Source organism: Serratia sp. JKS296, from assembly GCF_900215445.1.
Taxonomy (GTDB): domain Bacteria; phylum Pseudomonadota; class Gammaproteobacteria; order Enterobacterales; family Enterobacteriaceae; genus Serratia; species Serratia marcescens.
The window spans coordinates 3,958,993-3,985,079 of record NZ_OCMX01000001.1; the positions used below are offsets into that span (position 1 = coordinate 3,958,993).

At 59.3% G+C, this 26,087-nt stretch carries 27 protein-coding genes; 15 read left to right on the forward strand and 12 right to left on the reverse strand.

Going from position 1 to position 26,087, the window contains the following annotated elements; all coding sequences use genetic code 11:
• Positions 1-367 precede the first annotated feature (367 nt).
• Positions 368-682, reverse strand: coding sequence for a transcriptional regulator BolA (gene bolA / locus CRO23_RS18985; RefSeq protein WP_004940361.1), 315 nt, complete (start codon positions 680-682; stop codon positions 368-370).
• Positions 683-996: 314 nt separating this feature from the next.
• Here bolA and CRO23_RS18990 point away from each other — a divergent pair, with 314 nt between their 5' ends.
• From CRO23_RS18990 to CRO23_RS19025, 8 genes are all read left to right on the forward strand, one after another.
• Positions 997-1,575, forward strand: a complete 579-nt coding sequence (locus tag CRO23_RS18990; RefSeq protein ID WP_004940363.1) for a lipoprotein — start codon at positions 997-999, stop codon at positions 1,573-1,575.
• A 51-nt stretch (positions 1,576-1,626) separates the two neighbouring features.
• Complete coding sequence (gene ampG, locus CRO23_RS18995) at positions 1,627-3,105, forward strand: muropeptide MFS transporter AmpG (RefSeq protein ID WP_097102656.1); 1,479 nt, start codon at positions 1,627-1,629, stop codon at positions 3,103-3,105.
• A gap of 440 nt (positions 3,106-3,545) precedes the next feature.
• Complete coding sequence (gene cyoA / locus CRO23_RS19000; RefSeq protein ID WP_004940365.1) at positions 3,546-4,496, forward strand: cytochrome o ubiquinol oxidase subunit II; 951 nt, start codon at positions 3,546-3,548, stop codon at positions 4,494-4,496.
• A gap of 3 nt (positions 4,497-4,499) precedes the next feature.
• The gene (gene cyoB / locus CRO23_RS19005) at positions 4,500-6,491 is read left to right on the forward strand and encodes a cytochrome o ubiquinol oxidase subunit I (RefSeq protein ID WP_004940366.1); all 1,992 of its coding nucleotides are present in this window, start codon (positions 4,500-4,502) and stop codon (positions 6,489-6,491) included.
• On the forward strand, positions 6,481-7,095 hold the full coding sequence (locus CRO23_RS19010; protein ID WP_004940367.1) for a cytochrome o ubiquinol oxidase subunit III: 615 nt from the start codon (positions 6,481-6,483) through the stop codon (positions 7,093-7,095). The genes cyoB and CRO23_RS19010 overlap by 11 nt, the downstream gene beginning before the upstream one ends.
• Complete coding sequence (locus CRO23_RS19015; RefSeq protein ID WP_016928864.1) at positions 7,095-7,433, forward strand: cytochrome o ubiquinol oxidase subunit IV; 339 nt, start codon at positions 7,095-7,097, stop codon at positions 7,431-7,433. The genes CRO23_RS19010 and CRO23_RS19015 overlap by 1 nt, the downstream gene beginning before the upstream one ends.
• A 17-nt stretch (positions 7,434-7,450) precedes the next feature.
• Positions 7,451-8,341 carry a heme o synthase gene (gene cyoE, locus CRO23_RS19020; protein WP_015376842.1) on the forward strand — a complete coding sequence of 297 codons (891 nt, stop codon included), beginning with the start codon at positions 7,451-7,453 and terminating at the stop codon, positions 8,339-8,341.
• Between the two features lie 198 nt (positions 8,342-8,539).
• Positions 8,540-9,904: an MFS transporter gene (locus CRO23_RS19025; RefSeq protein ID WP_176519329.1), complete on the forward strand. Its 1,365-nt coding sequence runs from the start codon at positions 8,540-8,542 to the stop codon at positions 9,902-9,904.
• A 34-nt stretch (positions 9,905-9,938) separates the two neighbouring features.
• Here CRO23_RS19025 and CRO23_RS19030 read toward each other — a convergent pair whose 3' ends face one another.
• Positions 9,939-10,430 carry a YajQ family cyclic di-GMP-binding protein gene (locus CRO23_RS19030; protein WP_004940373.1) on the reverse strand — a complete coding sequence of 164 codons (492 nt, stop codon included), beginning with the start codon at positions 10,428-10,430 and terminating at the stop codon, positions 9,939-9,941.
• A gap of 182 nt (positions 10,431-10,612) precedes the next feature.
• Here CRO23_RS19030 and panE point away from each other — a divergent pair, with 182 nt between their 5' ends.
• Both panE and yajL read left to right on the forward strand, forming a co-directional pair.
• Entirely contained in the window at positions 10,613-11,524 is a 912-nt protein-coding gene (gene panE, locus CRO23_RS19035; protein WP_079449607.1) for a 2-dehydropantoate 2-reductase, read from the forward strand.
• Positions 11,487-12,077: a protein deglycase YajL gene (yajL, locus tag CRO23_RS19040; RefSeq protein ID WP_033641150.1), complete on the forward strand. Its 591-nt coding sequence runs from the start codon at positions 11,487-11,489 to the stop codon at positions 12,075-12,077. Before panE ends, yajL begins: the two co-directional genes overlap by 38 nt.
• Positions 12,078-12,142: 65 nt before the next feature.
• Here yajL and thiI read toward each other — a convergent pair whose 3' ends face one another.
• A complete protein-coding gene (thiI, locus tag CRO23_RS19045; protein WP_004940377.1) occupies positions 12,143-13,591 on the reverse strand; it encodes a tRNA uracil 4-sulfurtransferase ThiI in 1,449 nt (482 codons plus the stop codon).
• A gap of 160 nt (positions 13,592-13,751) precedes the next feature.
• Between thiI and xseB the strand changes: the two genes are divergently transcribed.
• From xseB to CRO23_RS19065, 4 genes are all read left to right on the forward strand, one after another.
• Positions 13,752-14,015 carry an exodeoxyribonuclease VII small subunit gene (gene xseB, locus CRO23_RS19050; protein WP_015376838.1) on the forward strand — a complete coding sequence of 88 codons (264 nt, stop codon included), beginning with the start codon at positions 13,752-13,754 and terminating at the stop codon, positions 14,013-14,015.
• Positions 14,016-14,020: 5 nt separating this feature from the next.
• On the forward strand, positions 14,021-14,941 hold the full coding sequence (ispA, locus tag CRO23_RS19055; RefSeq protein ID WP_016928868.1) for a (2E,6E)-farnesyl diphosphate synthase: 921 nt from the start codon (positions 14,021-14,023) through the stop codon (positions 14,939-14,941).
• A 34-nt stretch (positions 14,942-14,975) separates the two neighbouring features.
• The gene (dxs, locus tag CRO23_RS19060; protein WP_028128213.1) at positions 14,976-16,841 is read left to right on the forward strand and encodes a 1-deoxy-D-xylulose-5-phosphate synthase; all 1,866 of its coding nucleotides are present in this window, start codon (positions 14,976-14,978) and stop codon (positions 16,839-16,841) included.
• 106 nt (positions 16,842-16,947) lie between these two features.
• Complete coding sequence (locus tag CRO23_RS19065) at positions 16,948-17,922, forward strand: aldo/keto reductase (RefSeq protein WP_016928870.1); 975 nt, start codon at positions 16,948-16,950, stop codon at positions 17,920-17,922.
• Positions 17,923-17,955: 33 nt separating this feature from the next.
• On the opposite strand, the gene pgpA is transcribed toward CRO23_RS19065, so the two are convergent.
• From pgpA to nrdR, 6 genes are all read right to left on the reverse strand, one after another.
• Positions 17,956-18,450, reverse strand: a complete 495-nt coding sequence (gene pgpA, locus CRO23_RS19070; protein WP_016928871.1) for a phosphatidylglycerophosphatase A — start codon at positions 18,448-18,450, stop codon at positions 17,956-17,958.
• On the reverse strand, positions 18,443-19,435 hold the full coding sequence (gene thiL, locus CRO23_RS19075; protein ID WP_016928872.1) for a thiamine-phosphate kinase: 993 nt from the start codon (positions 19,433-19,435) through the stop codon (positions 18,443-18,445). Before thiL ends, pgpA begins: the two co-directional genes overlap by 8 nt.
• Positions 19,436-19,486: 51 nt before the next feature.
• Positions 19,487-19,903, reverse strand: a complete 417-nt coding sequence (nusB, locus tag CRO23_RS19080; protein WP_004940384.1) for a transcription antitermination factor NusB — start codon at positions 19,901-19,903, stop codon at positions 19,487-19,489.
• Positions 19,904-19,923: 20 nt separating this feature from the next.
• Positions 19,924-20,394: a 6,7-dimethyl-8-ribityllumazine synthase gene (ribH, locus tag CRO23_RS19085; RefSeq protein WP_004940385.1), complete on the reverse strand. Its 471-nt coding sequence runs from the start codon at positions 20,392-20,394 to the stop codon at positions 19,924-19,926.
• Positions 20,395-20,501: 107 nt separating this feature from the next.
• Positions 20,502-21,611: a bifunctional diaminohydroxyphosphoribosylaminopyrimidine deaminase/5-amino-6-(5-phosphoribosylamino)uracil reductase RibD gene (gene ribD, locus CRO23_RS19090; RefSeq protein WP_097102660.1), complete on the reverse strand. Its 1,110-nt coding sequence runs from the start codon at positions 21,609-21,611 to the stop codon at positions 20,502-20,504.
• Between the two features lie 10 nt (positions 21,612-21,621).
• Positions 21,622-22,071, reverse strand: a complete 450-nt coding sequence (gene nrdR / locus CRO23_RS19095; protein WP_004940387.1) for a transcriptional regulator NrdR — start codon at positions 22,069-22,071, stop codon at positions 21,622-21,624.
• A gap of 174 nt (positions 22,072-22,245) precedes the next feature.
• Between nrdR and CRO23_RS19100 the strand changes: the two genes are divergently transcribed.
• Positions 22,246-22,806 (forward strand): DUF3251 domain-containing protein, encoded by a 561-nt coding sequence (locus tag CRO23_RS19100; protein ID WP_016928875.1) that lies wholly within the window; start codon positions 22,246-22,248, stop codon positions 22,804-22,806.
• A 65-nt stretch (positions 22,807-22,871) separates the two neighbouring features.
• Here the strand turns inward: CRO23_RS19100 and secF are convergent, their stop codons facing one another.
• The 3 genes from secF to yajC are packed head-to-tail and all read right to left on the reverse strand — an operon-like array spanning position 22,872 to position 26,055.
• A complete protein-coding gene (gene secF / locus CRO23_RS19105) occupies positions 22,872-23,840 on the reverse strand; it encodes a protein translocase subunit SecF (protein WP_004940389.1) in 969 nt (322 codons plus the stop codon).
• Positions 23,841-23,850: 10 nt separating this feature from the next.
• Positions 23,851-25,698, reverse strand: a complete 1,848-nt coding sequence (gene secD / locus CRO23_RS19110) for a protein translocase subunit SecD (RefSeq protein WP_004940390.1) — start codon at positions 25,696-25,698, stop codon at positions 23,851-23,853.
• Positions 25,699-25,722: 24 nt separating this feature from the next.
• The gene (yajC, locus tag CRO23_RS19115; protein WP_004940391.1) at positions 25,723-26,055 is read right to left on the reverse strand and encodes a preprotein translocase subunit YajC; all 333 of its coding nucleotides are present in this window, start codon (positions 26,053-26,055) and stop codon (positions 25,723-25,725) included.
• Positions 26,056-26,087 lie beyond the last annotated feature (32 nt).

A 26,087-nucleotide genomic window follows, 5' to 3' on the forward strand; every position in this document is an offset into this window, starting at 1 on the left:
CTTGTTACCTCAAAAAAATCACAGTGCTCGGTCAACTCCGTTCCAAGAACCAGGACGGCTACAGATAAGAACCGAGTTCCCTGATGACAGAAGCGTCCCGAAACCATTCCGGAAAAATAAGACGCGACATTATAGCGGCGCATGCGTGGCGAGTCGAGGAAAGCTAGGCGGCGCAGGCGCGCTAAAACTCACACTTTTGCCGATTCGATCGCCAAAAGGCCGCCAAAACAGACCGAACGTTGGCCACATTGCGCGTCGGCCATGTCGTCGTCAAAAACAGAAACGGCCCGCAGGCCGTTTCAAAATTCGTCAGTAGTAATACCCTAATTCAAGGGCAAAGTTCCACTGATACCTGAAAATTTCCCCCTCAGGCCAGCGTGCCCGCGCCGCGACACGGCGGCGAGGCCGGCACGGTATCCTGCAGACCTTCCCACTCTTTGAGCGTATAGGTATGCAGCGCCAGCGCGTGTACGCCGTCCGCCAGCTCCTCCGACAATACGCCGTAGATAGAGCGGTGGCGCGTCAAAAAACGTTCGCCGACGAAGCGATCGCTGACCAATACCACTTTGAAATGGCTTTCTGAACCCGCCGGAACGTTATGACGATAGCTTTCATCAACGACTTCCAGATACGCGGGCTCAAACGCCGCCCTTAACTTTGCTTCTATTTGCTCGCGAATCATAGGATCTCCTTACAACACCGGCAGAGGACCGTGCCCATCTAGTTCAATATTAGCCGGTTTTCCCCCGTTTAGACCATCGCCGGGACAAATTTCTCTTTTCTGCGGTCAAATGATGAGCGCCATCCCCGCCGCTTGGGGGATTATCCGATTGAGCGGGCCAAAAAAGCGTGTTTTTATCAACGGCAGGTAAAAATTTGTCACTCAGGCGCCTTCCGCGCTTCCACCGCACGGCGGCGATGCTATGATGTCGGCAATTTGTTGTCGGCTATCCCGCTCTGATTATTGCTAAATCCATCGAGAATGAGACAGAAAACATGTTAAAGAAACTTTGTCTTCCTTTGCTGGCCGCCCTGCTGCTGGCCGGCTGCGCGACCAGCAGCAACACCCTGAACGTCACGCCGAAAATCGTTCTGCCGCAGCAGGATCCTACCCTGCAGGGCATCACTGTCAGCATCAACGGCGCGGATCAGCGCACCGACCAGGCGCTGGCCAAGGTGAACCGCGACGGCCAGCTGGTCACGCTGACGCCATCGCGCGATCTGCGTTTCCTGCTGCAGGAAGTGCTGGAGAAACAGATGGGCGCACGTGGCTACATGATCGGCGCCGACGGCCCGGTGGCGCTGCAAATCGTCGTCAATAATCTGTACGCGGACGTCGCCGAAGGTAACCTGCGCTACAACATCACCACCAAAGCCGACATCTCGATCATCGCCCAGGCGAAGAACGGCAACAAGCAGGTGAAGAATTACCGCTCGACCTATAACGTGCAGGGCGCCTTCACGGCGACCAACGAGAAGATCACCGACGCCGTCAACTCCGTGCTGGGCGACGTGATCGCCGACATGGCTCAGGACACCAGCGTCAACGATTTCATCAAGCAAAACGCGCGTTAATCGCCGCGCCTTGTGCCGCCCGGCGGATCGGGCGGCGCAGACAGGGAACTCATGTCGAAACACTATTTGAACATCTTCACCCAGCGTAACTCCGCCATTCTGCTGCTGCTGGGCTTCGCGTCGGGTCTGCCGCTGGCATTGACCTCCGGCACGCTGCAAGCCTGGATGACCGTCGAAAATATCGATCTGAAAACCATCGGCATCTTCTCGCTGGTGGGCCAGGCCTACGTCTTCAAATTCCTCTGGTCGCCGTTCATGGACCGCTATACCCCGCCGTTTCTCGGACGGCGGCGCGGTTGGCTGCTGATCAGCCAGCTGTTGCTGGTGGCGGCGATTGTGGCGATGGGCTTTATGCAGCCCGCGCAGCACCTGTGGTGGCTGGCGGCGTTGGCGGTGCTGGTGGCGTTCTGCTCCGCCTCGCAAGATATCGTGTTCGACGCCTATAAAACCGACCTGCTGAAAGCCGAAGAACGGGGCACGGGCGCAGCGATCTCGGTGCTGGGTTATCGGCTGGCGATGCTGGTTTCCGGCGGCCTGGCGCTGTGGCTGGCGGATCGCTATTTCGGCTGGCAAGCCACCTACTGGCTGATGGCCGGGTTGATGCTGATCGGCGTGGCCGCCACGCTGCTGGCGCCGGAGCCGGACGAAAACATCCCGGCGCCGCGCACCATGGAACAGGCGGTCGTCGCGCCGCTGCGCGATTTCTTCGGCCGCAACAACGCCTGGCTGATCCTGCTGCTGATCGTGATGTACAAAATGGGCGACGCTTTCGCCGGCAGCCTGAGCACCACTTTCCTGATCCGCGGCGTGGGGTTCGACGCCGGTGAAGTCGGGCTGGTGAACAAAACCCTCGGCCTGTTCGCGACCATCGTCGGCGCCCTGTTCGGCGGCGTGCTGATGCAGCGTCTCAGCCTGTTCCGCGCGCTGATGCTGTTCGGCGTCCTGCAGGCGGTCTCCAATCTCGGGTATTGGATCCTGGCGGTGACCGACAAGAGCCTGCTCACCATGGGCAGCGCCATCTTCCTCGAAAATCTGTGTGGCGGCATGGGCACCGCGGCCTTCGTGGCGTTGCTGATGACGCTGTGCAACCGGTCGTTCTCCGCCACCCAGTTCGCGCTGCTGTCGGCGCTGTCCGCCGTAGGGCGTGTCTATGTCGGCCCGATCGCCGGCTGGTTCGTCGAAGCCCACGGTTGGCCGTTGTTCTACCTGTTCTCTATCGCCGCTGCCCTGCCCGGCTTGCTGCTGCTCGGTATCTGTCGTCAGACGCTGGAGCACACCCAGCAGCATGACAATTTTATGCCGCGCACCGAGTTTTCAGAATCTTACCGTTGGGCACTGCGCTTGCTGACGCTAGGCTGTTCGCTGTTGGGCCTGTGGTTGCTGTTGCTTATCGCCAATGCGCTGGATTGGACGCAGGCCCCGCAGTTGGCCGATCGGCTGCTGCAGGCCGGCGCCGCGCTGAGCCTGCTCGGCGTCGCAATGGGCAGTACGTTGGATTACCTCGCCCTGCGCCGCACCCGTTTGGCATAATCTGAACGGCCGGTGATTTCGCCGGCCGAAAAAAAAGCGATCCGGGGGTATATTTATTTCGGTAAAAAAAGATAATCGGCGTGGAAATTATTTTTTTATCCGACTGCCGCGCTCGGAAATAAAATTAAATTCACCTTTAAGACACAATTATTTTACATTAAATAAACCTTTTCTGCGTATTTCCCCGCCGCGCATTTCTTCGCCAAATTCATCATACCTTTAGTTTTCCTTAACATACGGGCTGCTCGTCACGATTCAGCGTGCCAACGCGTTGTTGTCATTGGTAAATTGTCACGCAGGGTTACATCTGTGACCCCCTTAACAGAAAGTGTCAACAAGCCGCTGACACTCCCTTAAGCATGTTTACAGTACTGCAACCTTCCCGTAAAATGCCCGCACACATGAAACGACAATTGAGCCTTTGTTATTGAGGTCGTTAGATGAGACTTAAGAAATACAATAAAAGTATTGGGATGCTGTCATTAATCGCAGGCACTGTATTGCTCAGTGGCTGCGATATGGTTTTGATGAATCCCAAAGGAGCAATTGGTGTTGAGCAACGGACACTGATTATCACTGCAATCGCGTTGATGTTGATCGTAGTGGTGCCAGTTATCTTCATGGCGTTCGCCTTTGCCTGGAAGTATCGCGCTTCCAACAAAGACGCCAAGTACAGTCCGAACTGGGCCCACTCCAACAAGATCGAAGCGGTCGTCTGGACCATTCCTATCATTATCATCGCCATCCTTGGCACCATTACCTGGAAGACCACCCACGAACTCGATCCGTTCAAGCCGATTGTCACTGACAAGAAGCCGATGACGATCGAAGTGGTGTCGCTCGACTGGAAATGGCTGTTCATCTACCCGGAACAAGGCATTGCGACCGTTAATGAGCTGGCTTTCCCGAAAGATGTTCCAGTCGAATTCAAGATCACCTCTAACTCGGTAATGAACTCGTTCTTTATCCCGCAGTTGGGTGGACAGATTTATGCGATGGCCGGCATGCAGACCAAACTGCACCTGATCGGCAACGAAGCCGGTGCCTACAAAGGTATCTCCAGCAGCTACAGCGGCGCAGGCTTCTCCGGTATGAAATTCACCGCGATCGTTACCCCGACCGAAGGCGACTTCGATCAGTGGGTGGCCAAGGTGAAGGCATCGTCTAAAAACCTGAACACCACCGACGACTTTAACAAACTGGCAGAGCCGAGTGAAAACAACCCGGTTGAGTACTTTGCCGCTGTCAAACCGAATTTGTTCAAAGAAACAATTGCCAAATTCATGGGCGACATGGATATGCACAAGGGCGCTGGCGCGCACGAAGGCATGGACATGAGCCAAGGTATGGACATGGGTGAACATGCTGCTCACGCCGGAGCCGAGGAATAACTGATGTTGGGAAAATTAACACTTGATGCGGTTCCGTACCACGAACCGATCATCATGGTCACCGTAGCCGCAATTATTGTCGGGGGCTTGGCAGTGCTGGCGCTGCTGACGTATTTCGGCAAATGGAAGTGGCTGTGGAGCGAATGGCTGACTTCGGTCGACCATAAAAAAATTGGTATCATGTACATCATCGTGGCGATGGTCATGCTGCTGCGCGGCTTCGCCGACGCCATCATGATGCGTAGCCAGCAGGCGTTGGCGTCCGCCGGCGAAGCCGGGTTCCTGCCGCCGCACCACTACGACCAGATCTTCACCGCGCACGGCGTTATCATGATCTTCTTCATGGCGATGCCTTTCGTGGTCGGCCTGATGAACGTCGTGGTGCCGCTGCAAATCGGTGCGCGCGACGTCGCCTTCCCGTTCCTGAACTCCCTGAGCTTCTGGTTCTTCGTGGTGGGCGTTGTGCTGATCAACATCTCCCTGGGGGTCGGTGAATTCGCTCAGACCGGTTGGCTGGCGTATCCGCCGCTGTCGGGTAAAGAGTACAGTCCTGGCGTCGGAGTCGATTACTGGATCTGGAGTCTGCAGATTTCCGGTCTGGGTACCCTGCTGACCGGCGTGAACTTCTTCGCCACCATTCTGAAGATGCGTGCCCCTGGCATGCCTATGATGAAGATGCCGGTGTTCACCTGGGCGGCGTTGTGTACTAACGTCCTGATCATCGTTTCTTTCCCAATTCTGACCGTCACCATCGCGCTGCTGACCCTGGATCGCTATCTGGGCACCCATTTCTTCACCAATGATATGGGCGGCAACATGATGATGTACATCAACCTGATTTGGGCCTGGGGTCACCCAGAGGTGTATATCCTGGTTCTGCCGGTGTTCGGCGTGTTCTCCGAAGTCACCGCGACCTTCTCCAGAAAACGCCTGTTCGGCTATACCTCACTGGTATGGGCAACCATCGCGATCACCGTTCTGTCGTTCATCGTCTGGCTGCACCACTTCTTCACCATGGGGTCCGGCGCGAACGTTAACGCCTTCTTCGGTATCGCCACCATGATCATTTCCATCCCGACCGGGGTGAAAATCTTCAACTGGCTGTTCACCATGTATCAGGGCCGTATCAAGCTCAACTCCGCGATGCTGTGGACCGTTGGCTTCATCATCACCTTCTCCGTGGGTGGTATGACCGGCGTTCTGCTGGCGGTGCCGGGCGCGAACTTCGTGCTGCACAACAGCCTGTTCCTGATCGCTCACTTCCACAACGTCATCATCGGCGGCGTGGTGTTCGGTTGCTTCGCGGGCCTGACCTACTGGTTCCCGAAATCCTTCGGCTTCACGCTGAACGAAAAATGGGGCATCCGCGCGTTCTGGTTCTGGATCATCGGCTTCTTCACCGCCTTCATGCCGCTGTACGCATTGGGCTTTATGGGCATGACCCGTCGTATCAGCCAGAACATCAACCCTGAGTTCCACCCTCTGCTGCTGGTTGCAGCCGGCGGTGCGGCGCTGATCGCCTGCGGCATCCTGTGCCAGCTGACCCAGATCTTCGTCAGTATCCGTGACCGCGAACAGAACCGCGATCTGACCGGTGACCCATGGGGTGCTCGTACTCTGGAGTGGTCAACCTCGTCTCCACCGCCGTTCTATAACTTTGCCGTAGTGCCGCAGATTCATGACCGTGATGAATTCTGGGACATGAAAGAAAAAGGCGAAGCGTATAAGAAACCGGCTAAATACGAACCGATTCATATGCCTAAGAACACCGGCGCCGGCGTTATCATCGCCTTCTTCAGCCTGGTATTCGGTTTCGCAATGATTTGGGAAATCTGGTGGATGGCTCTGGCCGGCTTCATCGGTATGATCGTTGTCTGGATCGGCAAGAGCTTCGATCACGATGTTGACTACTATGTGCAGGTTGATGAAATCGAGCGCATTGAGAACCAACACTACGAACAAATCCGTAAAGCAGGCGTGAACCATGTCAACTGAAACTCTGACCAATCATAACGCAGCCCATGCAGAGCATGGGCACCACGACGCGGGAGAGACCAAAGTCTTCGGATTCTGGATCTACCTGATGAGCGACTGTATTTTGTTTGCGAGCTTGTTCGCGACTTATGCAGTCCTGGTGAACGGGACCGCTGGCGGTCCCTCAGGCAAAGACATCTTCGACCTGAAGTTTGTCCTGGTCGAAACTTTCCTGCTGTTGTTCAGCTCCATCACCTACGGCATGGCGATGATCGCCATGAACAAGGGTAAAGTTGGCGGTGTAAACACCTGGTTGTTCCTGACCTTCCTGTTTGGTCTCGGCTTCGTGGCGATGGAAATCTATGAATTCCATCACCTGATCGCCGAAGGCTTCGGTCCGGATCGCAGCGCGTTCCTGTCCAGCTTCTTCGCGCTGGTCGGCACCCACGGTCTGCACGTGACTTCCGGCCTGATTTGGATCATCGTGCTGATGATTCAGGTGAGCAAGTTCGGCCTGACCGCGACCAACAAAACCCGCCTGATGTGCCTGAGCCTGTTCTGGCACTTCCTGGACGTGGTCTGGATCTGCGTATTTACCGTTGTCTACCTGCTGGGGGTTATGTAATGAGCCATTCATCCCATGAAACCTCTCACGGCGGCGCAAGCCACGGCAGCGTGAAGTCATACCTGATCGGCTTTATCCTGTCGATCATCCTGACGGTAATTCCATTTGCGATGGTAATGAACGGCTCCGCCTCTCATTCCACCATCCTGGCGGTTGTTGTCGGTATGGCGGTTATCCAGGTGATTGTTCACCTGGTTTACTTCCTGCACATGAACACCTCATCGGAAGAGCGCTGGAACCTGGTGGCATTGCTGTTCACCGCTATGATCATCGGTATCGTTGTTGTAGGTTCACTCTGGATTATGTACAACCTCAACATCAATATGATGGTCGATTAAGAGCTGAGCTGCACGTGATGATTAAGCAATACCTGCAAGTCACTAAACCAGGAATTATTTTCGGCAATTTAATTTCTGTCGTTGGGGGATTCCTGCTCGCTTCCAAAGGGAGCATCGACTATCCCCTGTTTCTCGCCACCCTGGTGGGTGTCTCGTTGGTGGTCGCGTCGGGCTGTGTGTTTAACAACTACATCGACCGCGACATCGACAAGAAAATGGAGAGAACGAAGAATCGGGTGCTGGTAAAAGGCCTGATCGCGCCGAGTGTCACCCTGGTTTATGCGACCGTGTTGGGTATTGCGGGCTTCGCGTTGCTGTATATCGCGGCCAACCCGCTGGCCATGTGGCTGGCGGTGATGGGCTTCGTGGTTTATGTCGGCGTTTACAGCCTGTACATGAAACGCCATTCGGTCTACGGCACGCTGATCGGCAGCCTGTCGGGCGCCGCGCCGCCGGTTATCGGCTACTGCGCGGTGACCAACGAGTTCGACGCCGGCGCGTTGATCCTGCTGGCTATCTTTAGCCTGTGGCAGATGCCGCATTCTTATGCGATCGCTATCTTCCGCTTTAAAGATTACCAGGCGGCCAACATTCCGGTGCTGCCGGTGGTGAAAGGCATTTCCGTCGCCAAGAACCACATTACGGTCTACATCCTGGCATTTATGATCGCCACGCTGATGCTGACCCTGGTAGGTTATGCCGGCTACAAGTACCTGATCGTCGCTGCGGCGGTGAGCGTATGGTGGCTGGGCATGGCGCTGCGCGGTTACAAGACCGAAAACGACAGCGTCTGGGCGCGTAAACTGTTCGTGTTCTCCATCGTCGCCATCACCTCGCTGAGCGTGATGATGTCGATCGACTTCAGCGCCACGGCGGCGCCTGAAGCGCTGGTGACCTACGTTTGGTAAGCCAAATCATCTGTGAATGGGCCGCTTTTGCGGCCCATTTTATTTGTCACGCCGAAAAGCGGCCAAACTGTAATATCTGTTAAACAACATTCGATTTACCCCCCCTGCCCCGCACACTAAAATGACGCAGCTTTACAGAAATCATGCCATCAGGCGCTGTCTCAACGTCTGATGGCATGGTTTTTACCGAGGTTTGATGTGAACGATAATTCAATGACCCCGCAGGAGCGCCGCGCTACCTGGGGATTGGGCACCGTATTCTCCCTGCGCATGCTCGGCATGTTTATGGTATTGCCGGTGCTGACCACCTACGGCATGGCGCTCAACGGCGCCAGCGAAGCGCTGATCGGCATCGCCATCGGCATCTACGGCCTGGCGCAGGCGGTGTTTCAGATCCCGTTCGGCCTGGTGTCCGATCGCATCGGCCGCAAACCGCTGATCGTCGGCGGCCTGCTGATTTTTGCCCTCGGCAGCGTGATCGCCGCGGTCACTGACTCTATCTGGGGCGTGATCCTCGGCCGCGCGTTGCAAGGCTCCGGCGCCATCGCCGCCGCGGTAATGGCGCTGCTCTCCGATCTGACCCGCGAGCAGAACCGCACCAAAGCGATGGCGTTCATCGGCGTCAGCTTCGGTATCACCTTCGCCATCGCCATGGTTCTGGGCCCTATCATCACTCATGCCTTTGGCTTACATGCGTTGTTCTGGATGATCGCCGTGCTGGCGCTGGCCGGCATCGTCATCACTCTGGCAGTAGTGCCTTCCGCCGATACCCATCTGCTGAACCGCGAGTCCAGCATCGTGCGCGGCAGCTTCCGCAAAGTGCTGAGCAACTCGCGCCTGCTGAAGCTCAACGTCGGCATCATGTGCCTGCATATCCTGCTGATGTCGAGCTTCGTGGCGCTGCCGCTGGCGATGGAGAAAGCCGGGCTGGCGGCCAGCGAACACTGGATCGTCTACCTGGTGACCATGCTGGTGTCGTTCGCCGCCGTAGTGCCGTTCATCATCTATGCCGAAAAGTATCGCCGCATGAAGCAGGTGTTTATGGGCTGCGTGGCGGTGCTGTTTTGCGCCGAAGTGCTGCTGTGGCTCTCCGGCGCGCACCTGTGGGGCATCATCGCCGGCGTACAGCTGTTCTTTATGGCCTTTAACGTGATGGAAGCCATTCTGCCTTCGCTGATTAGCAAAGAGTCACCGGCCGGCTACAAAGGCACCGCGATGGGGGTCTACTCCACCAGCCAGTTTATCGGCGTGGCGATAGGCGGCAGCCTCGGCGGCTGGCTGTACGGTTTGCAGGGGGCAGGCTTGGTGTTTATCGCTGGTGCCGTGTTGGCCGCCGTCTGGTTCCTGGTCAGCAGCACCATGAAAGAGCCGCCGTATGTCAGCAGCCTGCGCATTACGCTGTCGGAACTGGCGGTGAAGGATTCGGCGCTGGAAAGCCGCCTGAAGGCGCAGCCCGGCGTGGCCGAGGCGATCGTGGTGCCGGAAGAGCGCAGCGCCTACGTCAAGGTGGACACCAAGCAGACCAATCGCGGTCAGTTGGAAGCGCTGGTCAATTCGCTGTAAAGAAACGGGGCCGGCAATGCCGGCCCCGTAGAGATTAATCGCGGAAGTTCTTGAACTGGAACGGCTGCCCCAGATCGCCGCCGCGCACCAGCGCCATCACGCTCTGCAAGTCGTCGCGTGATTTGCCGGTCACCCGCACTTCTTCGCCCTGGATCTGCGCCTGCACCTTCAGCTTGCTGTCTTTGATCAGCTTGACGATTTTCTTCGCTACAGAGGTTTCAATCCCCTGCTTCAGCTTGGCTTCCACGCTGTAGGTTTTACCGCTGTGGGTAAACTCTTCCGGGATCTCCAGCGCGGCGCCGTCGATGCTGCGCTTGCTCAGCTTTTCGCGCAGAATGTCGAGCAGCTGCTGCACCTGAAAATCAGACTCGGTGGCAACCTTAATGCTTTGGTTTTTCTCGTTTAGCTCAAAGCTGGCCGGCACATTGCGAAAATCCCAGCGGGTGCCGAGATCGCGGGTGGCGTTCTCAACGGCGTTACGCACTTCCTGCATATCAATTTCGGAAACGATGTCGAAAGATGGCATACTTCTTCCTCCTGAATGAGTGCCTAATAGCTTAGGCGATTTTGATGCCGAGCATGATAACCGCTTTGCCGCCTCAGACAAAATCTGCTGAACGCACGCAGGGATAGCGCTTCAGGCTGCCATAAAGCCTATAGTTAAATCACGGTAATTGAGCGGTATTCCCGTGTTTCCAAGGAGACTGAATGAAAATAACCATTCTTGGTTGCGGCGCGCTCGGACAACTGTGGCTCTCCCGGCTGTATCAGCAGGGCCACGATGTACAGGGATGGCTAAGAGTGCCGCAGCCTTTTTGCGCCGTGAACGTGATCGAGCCGGAAGGCGTCTCGTTTAATCGCAATTTGCCCACCAACGATCCTGAGCACCTCGCGCAGAGCGAGCTGCTGCTGGTGACGCTGAAAGCCTGGCAGGTGTCCAGTGCGGTCAGCGCGCTGCTGCCGAAGCTGAACCCTCAGTGCGCCATTTTGCTGTTGCATAACGGCATGGGCACCCAGGAGGAACTGCCGCCAAACGGCCAGCCCATCCTGCAGGGCACCACCACCCACGCCGCGCGCCACGAAGGCAGCACCATTATCCACGTCGCCACCGGCATCACCCACATCGGCCCAACCTCGCCGGCCGCCCAGCACCTCAGCCACCTGGCGGAAGTGCTGCATCAGGCTTTGCCTGACGTTGCCTGGCACAACAATATCGCCTCGGCCAACTGGCGCAAGCTGGCGGTCAACTGCGTGATCAACCCGCTGACGGCGCTCTACGGCTGTCGCAACGGCGATCTGCAGCGCTACCCGGAGCAAATCGAAGCGCTGTGTCGTGAAGTCGCCAGCGTGATGGCGATGGAGGGCTACCACACCTCCTGCGAAGGCCTGATGCAATATGTGATGGACGTGATCCACAGCACCGCCGACAACGTTTCGTCGATGCTGCAGGATATCCGCAGCCAGCGACACACCGAGATCGACTACATCACCGGCTACCTGCTGCGCCGCGCTCGCAGCCACGGCCTCACGCTGCCGGAGAATGCGCGGCTGTTTGAATTGATTAAACGAAAGGAAAATGAATATGAGCGTATCGGCGCTGGTTTGCCTGGCACCTGGTAGCGAAGAAACCGAAGCCGTCACCACCATCGATCTGCTGGTGCGGGCGGGCGTAAAAGTCACTACCGCCAGCGTCGCCGGCGACGGCGAGCTGACTATCGTCTGTTCACGCGGCGTCAAACTGCTGGCCGATGCGCCGCTGGTGGCGATCGTCGATGAGCCTTTCGACGCCATCGTGCTGCCCGGCGGCCTGAAAGGCGCAGAATGCTTCCGCGACAGCCCGTTGCTGGTGGAAAAAGTGCGGCAGATGCACCTGCAGGGGAATATCGTCGCCGCCATCTGTGCGGCGCCGGCGCTGGTGCTGCAGCACCACGATCTGTTCCCGGTCGGCAACATGACCGGCTTCCCGGGCCTGAAAGACCAGATACCGGCGGAAAAATGGATGGAGCGCCGCGTGGTGTACGACGCGCGCGTCAACCTGCTCACCAGCCAGGGGCCGGGCACCGCGATGGAGTTCGCGCTGAAGCTGATAGACCTGCTGCTCGGCAAGGCCAAAGCGGCGGAGATCGCCGCGCAGCTGGTGCTGATCCCGGGAATGTACGATTTCCGCGACTGAGCGGCTTGTCGATAAAAAAGGGCTGAACATCGGTTCAGCCCTTCTCGTTTATGGCGCTCCGCGCGTTACGGGCGATAAACCTTCACGTTGCTGAAGCCCTGCTCCAGCAGGTACAACGCCTGCAGACGGCTCATCACGCCGCGCTCGCAGTACAGCAGGTAGGTTTTGCTTTGGTCCAGATCGCCGAATTGGGTGCTCAGCTTGTAGAACGGCAACGCTTTCACTTCAACCTGTTCCAGCTGCAGCGGCTTCTCTTCCTGCTCGTCGTTGGAGCGGATATCCAGGATCACCTCATCGGCGCCGAAGGCCGCAACGGTTTCTACCTCGGTCACCTGCTCCTGCGCCTGCTCGGCGATGGAGCGAATATCAACGTTCTTCGCCTCGCTCACCACCCGATCGAGAATGCTGAAATCGAAGTGGCTCTCTTCCTCTTCGATCTTGGCCTTGACGGCTTTTACCGTCGGGCTCTTCGAAATCACGCCGCAGTATTCCGGCATGGTTTTGGCGAAGTCTTCGGTGCCGATTTCACGCGCCAGTTTGATGATGTGCTCTTTATCGTGCGAGATCAGCGGACGCAGGATCAGGGTGTCGGACGCGTTATCGATCAGGCGCAGGTTGGTCAGCGTCTGGCTGGAGACCTGCCCCAACGCTTCGCCGGTCACCAGCGCCTGCACGCCATAGCGTTCGGCCACTTGCGAAGCGGCGCGCACCATCATGCGCTTGAGCACCACGCCCATCTGGCCATCGTCGACCTTCTCCAGGATCTCGCCCACCACCGGCTCGAAGTCAATGGCGACAAAGCGCACCTTGTGCGAGCTGGCGAAGCGGTTCCACAGGTAGTGCGCCACCTGCTTCACGCCGATCTCGTGCGCGGCGCCGCCCAGATTGAAGAAGCAGAAGTGCACGCGGCAGCCGCGACGCATCAGCATGTAGCTGGACACACCCGAATCGAAACCGCCGGAAATCAGCGACATCACGTCTTCCTGGGTGCCGACCGGGTAACCGCCGATGCCTTCGAGGCGGCGTTTGACCAGCATCAGCTTATCGTCTTCAATCTCCAGGTTTACCGTGACCTGCGGGCGGGTCAGGTTAACGCGCGCGCTCTCGATATGCTGGTTCAGGCCGCCGCCGACGTAACGCTCCACGTCCTGCGAATTGAACGCCTGCTTGCCGCGGCGCTTGACGCGCACGCAGAAGGTTTTGCCTTCCAGCTGGGCGCGGTAGGCTTCCAGCGTCTGCTCGAAGATGTGGTGGATGTCGGTATAAGCGCGATCTTCCACTTCCAGAATATGGTGGATGCCGGGAATGCGCGTCAGCGCGTCGGCGATGATCGGCCGCTGGTTTTCATCTTTGGCGCGAACTTCGATATGATCCCAGTGACGGACGACCGCCAGCGTTTCATCATACTGCTTCAGGACGTTGCGAATATTGGTCGAGAGAATCTTGATAAAGCGCAAGCGCACAGATTGGCTCTTGATGGTGATTTCCGGGAACAATTTAATGATAAACTTCATGGCGGTCTTTGTTGTCAGATAAGAATTACGGCGCGGAGTATATCACCATATCGCCGCGCTCTGCGCACAAAACCACACATGAGCGCCATGATTTGCTAATCAAGATCCGCTAGGATAGGCTCTGGCGCCACGGTTCACATGATGACGTAAAAAGAAAATTATGCCGAAAAAACCAGCACAATCAGCCAGTACAGAGCAAACAGCCAGCTTTGAAAGCGCCCTCGGCGAGCTGGAAAGCATCGTGACGCGTCTGGAGTCGGGCGAACTGCCGCTGGAAGACGCGCTGAACGAATTCGAACGCGGCGTGCAGCTGGCGCGCCAAGGCCAGCAGAAACTGCAACAGGCGGAACAGCGTGTGCAGATACTTCTTAACGACAGCGCCGACGATGCGGCGCTGGCGCCTTTCACACCGGATGCCGAGTAACCGACATGTCTGAGATCGCCCCATCGGCCGCTTTTGCCGATCAACTGCAGATTTTCCGCCAGCGCGCCGATCGCGCGCTGCTGGACTTCATCGCCCCGCTGCCGTTCAACGACGGCAACATGGTGGCGGCGATGCGTCATGGCGCCTTGCTGGGCGGCAAGCGCCTGCGCCCGTTCTTGGTGTACACCACCGGCCAGATGTTCGGCGTGTCGCTGGCCAACCTGGACGCGCCGGCGGCGGCGGTGGAATGCATTCACGCCTACTCGCTGATCCATGACGATCTGCCGGCGATGGACGACGACGATCTGCGCCGCGGCCAGCCGACCTGCCACATTAAATTCGGTGAAGCCAACGCGATCCTGGCCGGCGATGCGCTGCAAACGCTGGCGTTTTCGATCCTGGCCGATGCCGAGATGCCTGACGTGGCGCTGCGCGATCGGCTGGCGATGGTTTCCGAACTGGCGACCGCCAGCGGCGTAGCCGGCATGTGCGGCGGCCAATCGCTGGATCTGGAAGCTGAAGGCAAGCACGTCGATCTGCAGGCGCTGGAACAGATCCACCGCCACAAAACCGGCGCGCTGATCCGCGCGGCGGTGCGCCTGGGCGCGCTGAGCGCCGGCGAAGCCGGGCGAGCGGCGCTGCCGCAGCTGGATCGATATGCCGCCGCGGTTGGCCTGGCGTTCCAGGTGCAGGATGACATTTTGGACGTTGTCGGCGAGACTGAAAAGATCGGCAAGCGCCAGGGAGCGGACCAACAACACGGAAAGAGTACCTACCCGGCGTTGCTCGGGCTTGACAGCGCGAAAGCAAAAGCGTGGGATCTCTATCAGGAAGCATTAGCTGCATTAGACACTTTGGCAGCGCAATCTTACAACACAGCGCCATTGCGAGCGTTAGCCAGCTTCATTATTGAACGCGACAATTAACGTGTGACGTTAACTCCTCTGATATGAGTATCGAATGAGTCTTGATATAGCCAAATACCCAACCCTGGCGCTAGCGGAAAACCCCGAGGAACTCCGCTCACTGCCCAAAGAGAGCTTGCCGAAGCTGTGCGATGAGCTGCGGCAATATCTGCTGAACAGCGTCAGCCGCTCCAGCGGCCACTTTGCCTCCGGGCTGGGTACCGTCGAACTGACGGTGGCGTTGCATTTCGTCTACAACACGCCGTTCGATCATCTGGTGTGGGACGTCGGCCACCAGGCCTACCCGCACAAAATCCTGACCGGCCGCCGCGACCGGATCGCCACTATCCGGCAAAAGAACGGCTTGCACCCCTTCCCGTGGCGTGCCGAAAGCGAATACGACGTGCTGTCGGTCGGCCATTCGTCAACCTCGATCAGCGCCGGCCTCGGCATGGCGGTGGCGGCGGAGCGTGAAGGCAAAGGCCGCCGCACGGTGTGCGTGATCGGCGATGGCGCCATCACCGCCGGCATGGCGTTTGAAGCGATGAACCACGCCGGCGACATCAATCCGGACATGCTGGTGGTGCTGAACGACAACGAGATGTCGATCTCGGAAAACGTCGGCGCGCTGAACAACCATCTGGCGCAGCTGCTGTCCGGCAAGCTTTACTCCACCCTGCGCGAAGGCGGCAAGAAAGTGCTGGCCGGCGTGCCGCCGATCAAGGAGCTGGTGAAACGCACCGAAGAGCACCTGAAAGGCATGGTGGTACCGGGCACGCTGTTCGAAGAGCTGGGCTTCAACTACATCGGCCCGGTAGACGGGCACGACGTACAGGGGCTGGTCGCCACGTTGAAAAACATGCGCGATCTGAAAGGCCCGCAGCTGTTGCACATCATGACCAAGAAAGGCCGCGGTTACGCGCCGGCGGAGAAGGATCCGATCAGCTTCCACGCGGTGCCGAAGTTCGATCCCGCCAGCGGCACGCTGCCGAAAAGCGCCGGCGGTCTGCCGACCTATTCGAAAATCTTCGGCGACTGGCTGTGTGAAACCGCCGCCAAAGACAGCTCGCTGATGGCGATCACGCCGGCGATGCGCGAAGGCTCCGGCATGGTGCAGTTCTCCCGCGACTACCCGCAGCAATATTTTGATGTGGCGATCGCCGAGCAGCACGCGGTCACCTTCGCCGCCGGGCTGGCGATCGGCGGCTACAAGCCGGTGGTGGCGATCTATTCCACCTTCCTGCAACGCGCCTACGACCAACTGATCCACGACGTGGCGATCCAAAACCTGCCGGTGATGTTCGCCATCGATCGCGGCGGCATCGTCGGCGCCGATGGTCAGACTCACCAGGGTGCGTTCGATCTGTCGTTCATGCGCTGCATCCCGACCATGGTGATCATGACGCCGAGCGACGAAAACGAATGCCGCCAGATGCTGTATACCGGCTATCACTACAATGCCGGCCCGAGCGCCGTGCGCTATCCGCGCGGCACCGGCACCGGCGCGGCGCTGGAGCCGCTCAACATGCTGCCGATCGGCAAAGGCGTGGTGCGCCGCCAGGGGGAAAAGATCGCCATTCTCAACTTCGGCACTCTGCTGCCGGAGGCCGCGCAAGCGGCGGAAGCGCTCAACGCCACGCTGGTCGACATGCGCTTCGTCAAGCCGCTGGACGAGCAGTTGGTGCTCGAACTGGCCGCCAGCCATGAAACGCTGGTGACGCTGGAAGAGAACGCCATCATGGGCGGCGCCGGCAGCGGCGTCAACGAACTGCTGATGGCCAAACGCCGGCCGGTGCCGGTGCTGAACCTCGGTCTGCCTGACAGCTTCGTCTCGCAGGGCAGCCAGGAAGAGCTGCGCGCCGATCTGGGGCTGGACGCCGCCGGCATTCAGCGCCAAATCGAAACCTGGCTGGCGCAGTAATCACCCCCGCGCCTGAAAAAACGCCTCCGCTCTCGGAGGCGTTTTCGTTTCCGCCCTCCGGGATCCGCGCTACAGTTACTGTCTGAGCTGTGAATGGGAGGCAAACATGAAGTACCTGAAACTGGGCAACACCGATCTGAACGTTTCGCGCATCTGCCTGGGTTGCATGACCTACGGCGAACCGAATCGCGGCAATCACGCCTGGACGTTGCCGGAAGAGAGCAGCCGCCCGCTGCTGAAACAGGCGCTGGAAGCCGGCATCAACTTTTTCGACACCGCCAACAGCTATTCCGACGGCAGCAGCGAGGAGATCCTCGGTCGGGCGCTGCGCGACTATGCGCGCCGCGAGGACGTGGTGATCGCCACCAAGGTCTATTTCCCGCTGAGCAACCTGGAGCGCGGTTTGTCGCGCGCCAAGATCATGCAGTCCATCGACGACAGCCTGCGGCGCCTGGGCACCGACTATGTCGATTTGCTGCAGATCCATCGCTGGGATTACGAAACGCCGCTGGAAGAAACGCTGGAAGCGCTGCACGACGTGGTGAAAGCCGGTAAAGCGCGATACATCGGCGCCTCCTCGATGTACGCCTGGCAGTTCGCCAAAGCGCTGTATACCGCCGATCTGCACGGCTGGACGCGCTTTGTCAGCATGCAGGATCAATACAACCTGATCCAGCGCGAAGAAGAACGCGAGATGCACCCGCTGTGCGCCGCCGAAGGCATCGCCGTGCTGCCGTGGAGCCCGCTGGCGCGCGGCCGCCTGACCCGCCCCTGGGGCGAAACCACCGCGCGGCTGGTCTCCGACCAGTTCGGCAAGAGCCTGTACGAGGACACTGAAGGCATCGACGCCATCATCGCCGAGCGCGTCGCCAGCCTCGCCGACGAACGTGGCGTTTCACGCGCGCAGATCGCGCTGGCCTGGCTGCTGAACAAACCGACGGTCAGCGCGCCGATCGTCGGTGCTTCACGCAGCGAGCAGTTGGATGACGCCATCGCCGCGGTCGATTTGAGTTTGTCGCCACAAGAGGTGGCGGAACTGGAGACGGCCTACGTGCCGCACCGGGTGACAGGGTTTGAATAAAGAGAAGCGGGCGCGAAGAAGCGCGCCCGTCTGTCAGAACAGCCCGATAGGCCAGTGGTGGCCAATCAGGTAGATGATGCCGGCGGACAGCACGCCGGCGATGATATCGTCGACCATGATGCCCATGCCGCCATGCACGTTGCGGTCGAACCAGCGGATCGGCCACGGCTTCCACATATCCAGAATGCGGAAGATGACGAAACCGGCGGCGACCCAGCGCCAGTCGTTGATCGGCAGCGCCATCAGCGTGATCCACATGCCGACGAACTCATCCCAGACGATACTGCCGTGATCGTGCACCTTCATGTCTTTTGCCGTGCGGTGGCAAATATAGACGCCGATACAGATGCTGAACATCACCGCCAACGAGTAGAGCTGCCACGGCAGCTGGATCAGCAGCAGCCAGAACGGGATCGCCGCCAGCGATCCCATGGTGCCCGGCATCACCGGCGACAAACCGCTGCCAAAACCGGTGGCCAGCAGGTGCCACGGATTGCTCATCCGCAGCCGACGTTTGGCTTCATCCATGGGTGCCCGGCTCCGCATTGAAATGATCGAACCCGGCCCAGTCCAGCTCTACCGCTTCGTCGTCGCGATAATAGCGGATGCCTTCAGACAGCGGACCAATTTGGCCGATGCAGGTGTAGTCGGCGCCGAGGTGGCTCAGCGCCACTTCCAGCGCGCCGCGGTTGATCTCCGGCACGGTGAAGCACAGCTCGTAATCTTCGCCGCCCGCCAGCGCCCAGCGCAGCGCCTGCTCGGCGTCGGTGTGGCTGCTCAGCGCCTGCGACATCGGCAGCTCGTCCAGCACGATGCGCGCCCCGCAGTCGCTGGCCTTCAGGATGTGTTTCAGATCGGAAATCAGGCCGTCGGAGATGTCGATCGCCGAGCTGGCCAGATCCCGCAGCGCCTGCCCCTGCAGCACCCGCGGCTGCGGCCGCAGATGGCGAGCGAGCAGGTAATCGCGCGCCGCCGCATCCGGCACCGCCAGGCGATCCTGCAGGATCGCCAGACCGGCGGCGCTGTCGCCCAGCGTGCCGGTCACGTAGATCCAGTCGCCGATGCGCGCGCCGCTGCGGGTCAACGCCCGACCGGCCGGGATCAAACCCTGAATGGTTAACGTCATGCTCAGCGGGCCGCGCGTGGTATCGCCGCCGATCAGCTGCATGCCGTAATAGTTGAGCTGATCAAACAGGCTGTCGCTGAAGGCCTTCAGCCAGGGTTCGTTCACCTCCGGCAGGGTCAGGGCCAGCGAGAGCCACGCCGGATCGGCGCCCATCGCCGCCAGATCGCTCAGATTGACCGCCAGCGCTTTATAACCGAGATCGGCCGGATCGATATCCGGCAAGAAGTGCACGCCCGCCACCAACGTATCGGTACTGACGGCCACCAGCTGTTTTTCCGGCACTGCCAGCAGTGCGCAGTCATCTCCAATGCCCAACTGTACATCCCGGCGCACGCGCTTAAACCGGTCAAAATAGCGGGCAATGAGGTCAAATTCGCCGCATGCCATATCGATATTCCACGAGAAGAAATTAAGGCCGGGAATGCCGGCCTTAATGTTTTACTTTTTCTTGCGAAGGGTTGGCGCCACTTTATCCAGCACCCCGTTCACAAACTTGTGGCTGTCTTCCGCGCCGAAGGTTTTCGCCAGCTCGATCGCTTCGTTGATCGCCACTTTGTAAGGGACATCCTCGCGCATCTTCAGTTCAAACAGCGCGACGCGCAGCACCGCGCGCTCCACCTGGCCCAGCTCTTCGAGCTGACGCGACAGGTATGGCGCCATCAGTTCGTCCAGCATACCTGCATTCACTGCCGCGCCGGACAGCAACTCGCGAAAATAGGCGACGTCAACATCTTTGACATCCTGCTCCGTCAGGAACTGGTGTTCAACATCGGCAAGGTCGTTTTTAGACAACTGCCAAGAGTAAAGCGCTTGAACAGCGCACTCACGAGCGCGGCGACGAGCAGCAGGTTTCACGGAATTCCCCTTAACTAAATTCAGGCTTTAATAGCTTTGATAACATTAATCATTTCAAGTGCGGTCAACGCGGCTTCAGCGCCCTTGTTGCCCGCTTTAGTGCCGGCGCGTTCGATCGCCTGTTCGATGCTTTCGGTGGTCAGCACGCCAAAGGCAACCGGGATTTCGGCATTCATCGCAACGTTGCCGATGCCGGAGCTGGCTTCGCCCGCCACATATTCGAAGTGCGCGGTGCCCCCGCGGATAACGGTGCCCAGCGCGATAACCGCGTCGTATTTGCCGGTTTTGGCCAATACGCTCGCCGTCAGCGGCAGCTCGTAAGCGCCCGGGACCCAGACAACGGTGATGTTGTCGTCAGCAACCTGACCAATGCGTTTCAGCGCGTCGATGGCGCCTTCCAGCAGGCTGTCGTTGATGAAATTGTTAAAACGTGCAATTGCGATCGCCACACGGGCATTTGGAGTAGCAACAACACCTTCGATAACTTTCATGGGCTTTCCTTAAAAATGGGTTCAATACCCCGCAGGGGGGCGGATTCTATCATATTCTTTCATCGCCTGCGCGGCGCTTTTGTAAAACCGGCGCGCGGGCGCGAGATTCAGTGTTTCACCCGCAGGCGCAAACGCAGATCGGGGCCGACCTGGCGCACGTCGCTAAAGACGAATTCCGGCGCGTCGGCCAGCCGTTCCAGGCCCGGCAGATGACACAGGCCACGGCCATTATCGCCCAACAGTTTCGGCGCGATGTACAAAATGAGCTCATCCACCAGGCCGGCCTGCAGCAGCGCGCCGGCCAGCATTGCGCCCGCCTCTACCCAGATTGAATTCACCTGGCGCTTGGCCAACAGCATCATCATCACCACCAGATCAATGCCGCCGCCGTGCGCCGGGCAGATAAACTGTTCGACCTCTTGCGGCCAGGCCTGTTCATCCGCCTGCAGGCGCGCCAGCCAGGTAGCGCCCGGCTGCTGCACCACGCGGTGCTGCGGGGTGATGCGATTTTGGCTGTCGAGCAGGATGCGCAGCGGCTGGCGCAGATTTTCGCGCGGATAGAGGCGCTGCGTCTCGGCGTCCAGCTCATCCCAACGCACCGTCAGCGACGGATCGTCCGCCAGCACGGTGGCGCTGGTGCTGAGAATCGCGGCGCTCTGCGCACGCAGCCGCTGCACGTCCTGACGCGCTTCGGGTGAGGTGATCCACTGGCTCTCGCCGGTGGCCATCGCCGTGCGGCCGTCCAGCGACGCGCCCAGCTTCAGCTGCACGTATGGGAAACCGGTGCGCATGCGCTTGAGGAAGCCCAGGTTGACCGCTTCGGCCTCGGCCAGCATCAGGCCATGACGGACTTCGACGCCGGCCTGCTGCAGCTTGTACAGCCCGCGCCCCGCCACCTGCGGATTGGGATCTTGCATCGCCGCGACCACCCGCGTCACGCCGGCGGCCACCAGCGCATCGGCGCAGGGCGGCGTGCGGCCGTGGTGGCTGCACGGCTCGAGCGTCACATAGGCGGTGGCGCCGCGCGCCTTGTCGCCCGCCATGCGCAGCGCGTGCACTTCCGCGTGCGGCTCGCCGGCGCGCAGATGGTAGCCTTCACCGACAATTTCGCCGTCGCGCACGATAACGCAGCCGACGTTCGGATTGGGCGCGGTGGTGAAACGCCCCAGGCGCGCCAGTTCGAAGGCGCGCGCCATATAAAATTCGTCGTGATGCATGAAAGATCCTTTAGTCTTGCAGGCGGGCAATCTCTTCGCCGAACTCGCGCACGTCCTCGAAGCTGCGGTACACCGACGCAAAGCGAATGTAGGCGACCTTATCCAGCTTCTTCAACGCGTCCATCACCAGATTGCCCACCAGTTTGGTCGGCACTTCGCGTTCGCCGGTGGCGCGCAGTTGGGATTTGATATGATTAAGGGCGTTTTCCACGTCGTCCGAGCTTACCGGGCGCTTTTCCAGCGCTTTCAGCATGCCGCGGCGCAGTTTGTCTTCGTTGAACGGCTCGCGCACCTCATCGCTTTTAATCACTCGCGGCATCACCAGCTCGGCCACCTCGAAGGTGGTGAAGCGCTCATTGCACACCAGACACTGGCGGCGGCGGCGCACTTGCGAACCGTCCCCCACCAGGCGGGAATCAATGACTTTGGTATCAACGGCGGCGCAGAAAGGGCAATGCATAACACGTCCTGATAAACGTTTTTATAGATAAACGCAGTTTACCCCGAAGTGCAGCCACAACAAAGGGCGGCGGCCATTTGTTGCGACACGCCGCCGGGAAGCGGCGCCGATATGACTTTCCCCTCCGAGCGGACTAAGCTGATAGCAGGAGATTCAGCATAGGAAATCGCCGTCATGACAACCTGTTACCCCAAAATCGCCCTGCTCGCCGCCGCCGTGTTGCTGGCAGGCTGCGCGCACAACGCCGCCGTGCCTCAACTGCGCCATCAGGTCGCCGCGCTGAACCAGAAAGTGAGCGTGCTGACCGATCAAACCACCGCGCTGGAGCGGCAGAATATGCTCAATCAGCACTCCGACAACGGCGTCTACCTGCTGCCGGCGGCCCGAAGCGCCGCCCGTTTGCAGAGCGGCATCGGCGAGCTGAGCGTTTCGCTGAGCCACATCAAGAGCGAAGCCAACGGCACGCAGGCGCAGCTGCATGTGCGCATCCTCTCACAGGCCACGCTGCCGCCGTTCAAAGCGGTGGTGGAATGGGGCCAACTGGACGACGCCACCGGGCGGCCGCTGACCGCCGAGGCGCTGTCGCAACCGATCGCCAGCGCCGATTCGCTGCTGCCGAAACCCGGCCAGGACTTTGAGCTGCGCTTCAGCGGCGTGACGCCGGAACAATTGGGCTATATCCGTCTGCACAGTCTGGTTTCGACCGCCCAACCGGCGGTGGTGCAGCAACGCTGAAACCCAAAGCAAAAAAAAGGAGCGCCGATGGGCGCTCCTTCTCATTTCGCTGAATACTGCGGCGGTTAAGGCAGAATCGAAGGCTGATCCGCGCCCTCTTTTTCCACTTTTTGCTGCAGCATGTGCTCGCGTTTCATCCCCAGTTTCAACGCCAGCGCGGACGCGACGTAGATGGAGGAGACGGTACCGATCGACACGCCGATCAACATCGCCAGCGAGAAACCTTGCAGCATCGCGCCACCGAAGATGTACAGCATCAGCACCACCATCAGGGTAGTACCGGAAGTCATCAGCGTACGGCTCAGCGTCTGGGTCAACGACACGTTCATGATCTCGTAAGGCGTGCCGCGGCGGATCTTGCGGAAGTTCTCACGAATACGGTCGGAAACCACGATGCTGTCGTTCAGCGAGTAACCGATAACCGACATCAGGGACGCGACGATGGTCAGGTCAATCTCGATGTGGAACAGCGACAGCACGCCCAGCGTGATGATCACGTCGTGCGCCAGCGCGATAACCGCCCCCAGCGCCAGGCGCCATTCGAAGCGGAAACCGACGTAGATCAGGATACAGATCAACGCCACCAGCAGCGCCATGCCGCCGGTTTGCGCCAGTTCGCTGCCCACGCTCGGGCCGACGAACTCGATGCGCTTCACGGTGGCGTTTTTATCCACCGAGTCGTTGATCACGCCGATCACCTTGTTGCCCAGTTCCTGGCCTGCGGTGCCGGTCGCCGGTGGCATGCGCACCATCACGTCGCGGCTGCTGCCGAAGTTCTGGATGATCGGATCCTGGAACCCGGCCTTCTCCAGCGTATCGCGCATCAGGTCGAGGTTAGCCGGTTTCTCCAGGTTGATTTCAATCACCGTACCGCCGGTGAAATCCAGACCCCAGTTAAACCCGCGCACCGACATGGTGACGATCGACGCGACCAACAGCAGCAACGAGATGCCGAAGGCCAAATAGTCCCAGCGCATAAAGTCGTAGACTTTACGGCCGTAGTTGAGTTGCTCAACAGTATAATCCTGTGCCACAACGCACTCCTCAGATAGACAGCTTGTTAATGCGTTTGCCGCCGTAAAGCAGGTTGACGATGGCACGGGTACCGACAATCGCGGTGAACATGGACGTCGCCACACCGATAGCGGTGGTGATCGCAAAGCCTTTGATCGAACCGGTGCCCACTGCGTACAGGATGACCGCGGTGATCAGGGTGGTGATGTTGGCATCGACGATACTGGAGAACGCGCCTTTATAGCCCTCATGGATCGCCTGCTGAACGGACCGGCCGTTCTTCAGCTCTTCCTTGATACGTTCGTTAATCAGTACGTTGGCGTCAACCGCCACCGCCAGCGTCAACACGATCCCGGCGATACCCGGCATGGTCAGCGTCGCCCCCGGCAACAGGGACATCACGCCGACGATCAGCACCAGGTTGGCGACCAGCGCCGTGGTGGCGATCACGCCGAACTTACGGTACCAGACCACCATGAAGACGATGGACGCCACCAGGCCCCACAGACAGGCTTCCAGACCTTGGGTGATGTTCTGCTGACCCAGGGTTGGGCCGATGGTGCGCTCTTCGACGATCTGAATCGGCGCGATCAACGCACCCGCACGCAGCAGCAGCGAAAGCTGACGCGCTTCGTTCGGGTTGCCGATGCCGGTGATGCGGAAGCTGTTGCCCAGACGCGACTGAATGTTCGCCACGTTGATCACTTCTTCCTGTTTCACCAGCACCGCACGGCCGTTGGCGTCTTTCTTGCCGCTGTCCTTATACTCCACGAACAGGGTCGCCATCGGCTTGCCGATGTTATCCTTGGTGAAGTTGGACATGGACGTGCCGCCGGCGCTGTCCAGCGAGATGTTAACCTGCGGCTGGTTGTATTCGTCGGTGCTCGAGGTCGAGTCGGTGATGTGGTCACCGGTCAGGATCACGCGCTTGTACAGCACGATCGGCTGGCCGTCACGGGTGTATTTCACCTCGGAGTCGCCCGGCACGCGGCCGTTGGCCGCCGCAGTGGCGTCCGCATTGGTGTTCACCAGACGGAATTCCAGGGTCGCGGTGGCGCCCAGAATTTCTTTGGCGCGCGCGGTGTCCTGAATGCCCGGCAGCTCAACCACGATGCGGTCGGCGCCCTGGCGCTGCACCAGCGGTTCGGCGACGCCGAGCTGGTTGACGCGGTTACGCAGGATAGTGATGTTCTGCTGGACGGCGTATTCGCGCGCTTCGCTCAGACGGGCGTCCGTCAGGTTGGCTTTCATGGTGTTGGCGCCGTTGGCGGACAGCACCAGATCGCGCTGACGCGGACCGATGTAGCTGATGGCCTGATCGCGAGCCGCATCGTCGCGGAAGCGAACTTCCACGCCGTTGTTGTCCAGCTTGCGGATAGACGCGTAAGGAATGCCCTTCTCGCGCAGCTCGCTGCGCAGGGTATCCATGGTCTGTTCCTGCAGCTTGCTCAACGCGGTGTCCATGTCCACTTCCATCAGGAAGTGTACGCCGCCGCGCAGGTCCAGGCCGAGTTTCATCGGCTCTGCGCCCAGCATGGCCAGCCAGGTCGGCGTGGCCGGCGCCAGGTTCAGCGCCACGACGAATTTGTCACCCAGCTCGGTCACCAGCGCTTCGCGGGCGCGCAGCTGAACGTCAGGATCTTTAAAGCGAGCCAGGATGGCGCCATTTTCCAGCGCAATCGACTTGCTCGCGATGTTGTCTTTTTCTAATACAGTACGGACCTGGTCCAGCGTAGTTTCACTGGCGGCGACGCCGCGCGCGCCAGTGATTTGTACGGCCGGATCCTCACCGTAGATGTTGGGAAGCGCATAAAGCAGACCGACGAGGATCACGACGATCAACATCAGATACTTCCACAAAGGATAACGGTTTAGCACGGCAATTCCCTTCGGGAAAAAAGATTACAGGGCCTTCATGGTACCTTTCGGCAGAACGGCCGCCACGAAGTCACGCTTGATCATCACTTCCGTGGTGTCGTTCAGCGCGATGGCGATGATGCCGGTGTCGGCCACTTTGGTCACGCGACCGATCAGGCCGCCGGTGGTCAGCACTTCGTCGCCTTTACCGATGGAGTCCATCAGCTTCTTGTGATCTTTCGCGCGCTTCTGCTGCGGGCGCAGGATCATGAAGTAGAAGATCAGGCCGAACACCACCAGCATAATGATCAGAGAGTACGGGCTTCCCTGAGCCGGAGCCCCTGCGGATGCGACGGCGTCAGAAATGAAAAAGCTCATTGAAATTCCCTCATTAAGTTATCAATTATTAG

Excerpts from the sequence above, each read along its gene's own strand:
- CRO23_RS19065 (WP_016928870.1), top strand. The coding sequence starts at position 16,948 with ATGAAGTACCTGAAACTGGGCAACACCGATCTGAACGTTTCGCGCATC.
- ampG (WP_097102656.1), top strand. The coding sequence starts at position 1,627 with ATGTCGAAACACTATTTGAACATCTTCACCCAGCGTAACTCCGCCATT.
- cyoA (WP_004940365.1), top strand. The coding sequence starts at position 3,546 with ATGAGACTTAAGAAATACAATAAAAGTATTGGGATGCTGTCATTAATC.
- ribH (WP_004940385.1), bottom strand. The coding sequence starts at position 20,394 with ATGAAAGTTATCGAAGGTGTTGTTGCTACTCCAAATGCCCGTGTGGCG.
- CRO23_RS19030 (WP_004940373.1), bottom strand. The coding sequence starts at position 10,430 with ATGCCATCTTTCGACATCGTTTCCGAAATTGATATGCAGGAAGTGCGT.
- xseB (WP_015376838.1), top strand. The coding sequence starts at position 13,752 with ATGCCGAAAAAACCAGCACAATCAGCCAGTACAGAGCAAACAGCCAGC.
- CRO23_RS19010 (WP_004940367.1), top strand. The coding sequence starts at position 6,481 with ATGTCAACTGAAACTCTGACCAATCATAACGCAGCCCATGCAGAGCAT.
- thiL (WP_016928872.1), bottom strand. The coding sequence starts at position 19,435 with ATGGCATGCGGCGAATTTGACCTCATTGCCCGCTATTTTGACCGGTTT.
- panE (WP_079449607.1), top strand. The coding sequence starts at position 10,613 with ATGAAAATAACCATTCTTGGTTGCGGCGCGCTCGGACAACTGTGGCTC.
- yajL (WP_033641150.1), top strand. The coding sequence starts at position 11,487 with ATGAGCGTATCGGCGCTGGTTTGCCTGGCACCTGGTAGCGAAGAAACC.
- cyoB (WP_004940366.1), top strand. The coding sequence starts at position 4,500 with ATGTTGGGAAAATTAACACTTGATGCGGTTCCGTACCACGAACCGATC.
- CRO23_RS19015 (WP_016928864.1), top strand. The coding sequence starts at position 7,095 with ATGAGCCATTCATCCCATGAAACCTCTCACGGCGGCGCAAGCCACGGC.
- nrdR (WP_004940387.1), bottom strand. The coding sequence starts at position 22,071 with ATGCATTGCCCTTTCTGCGCCGCCGTTGATACCAAAGTCATTGATTCC.
- dxs (WP_028128213.1), top strand. The coding sequence starts at position 14,976 with ATGAGTCTTGATATAGCCAAATACCCAACCCTGGCGCTAGCGGAAAAC.
- ribD (WP_097102660.1), bottom strand. The coding sequence starts at position 21,611 with ATGCATCACGACGAATTTTATATGGCGCGCGCCTTCGAACTGGCGCGC.
- pgpA (WP_016928871.1), bottom strand. The coding sequence starts at position 18,450 with ATGGATGAAGCCAAACGTCGGCTGCGGATGAGCAATCCGTGGCACCTG.
- thiI (WP_004940377.1), bottom strand. The coding sequence starts at position 13,591 with ATGAAGTTTATCATTAAATTGTTCCCGGAAATCACCATCAAGAGCCAA.
- cyoE (WP_015376842.1), top strand. The coding sequence starts at position 7,451 with ATGATTAAGCAATACCTGCAAGTCACTAAACCAGGAATTATTTTCGGC.
- CRO23_RS19100 (WP_016928875.1), top strand. The coding sequence starts at position 22,246 with ATGACAACCTGTTACCCCAAAATCGCCCTGCTCGCCGCCGCCGTGTTG.
- ispA (WP_016928868.1), top strand. The coding sequence starts at position 14,021 with ATGTCTGAGATCGCCCCATCGGCCGCTTTTGCCGATCAACTGCAGATT.
- bolA (WP_004940361.1), bottom strand. The coding sequence starts at position 682 with ATGATTCGCGAGCAAATAGAAGCAAAGTTAAGGGCGGCGTTTGAGCCC.
- CRO23_RS18990 (WP_004940363.1), top strand. The coding sequence starts at position 997 with ATGTTAAAGAAACTTTGTCTTCCTTTGCTGGCCGCCCTGCTGCTGGCC.
- yajC (WP_004940391.1), bottom strand. The coding sequence starts at position 26,055 with ATGAGCTTTTTCATTTCTGACGCCGTCGCATCCGCAGGGGCTCCGGCT.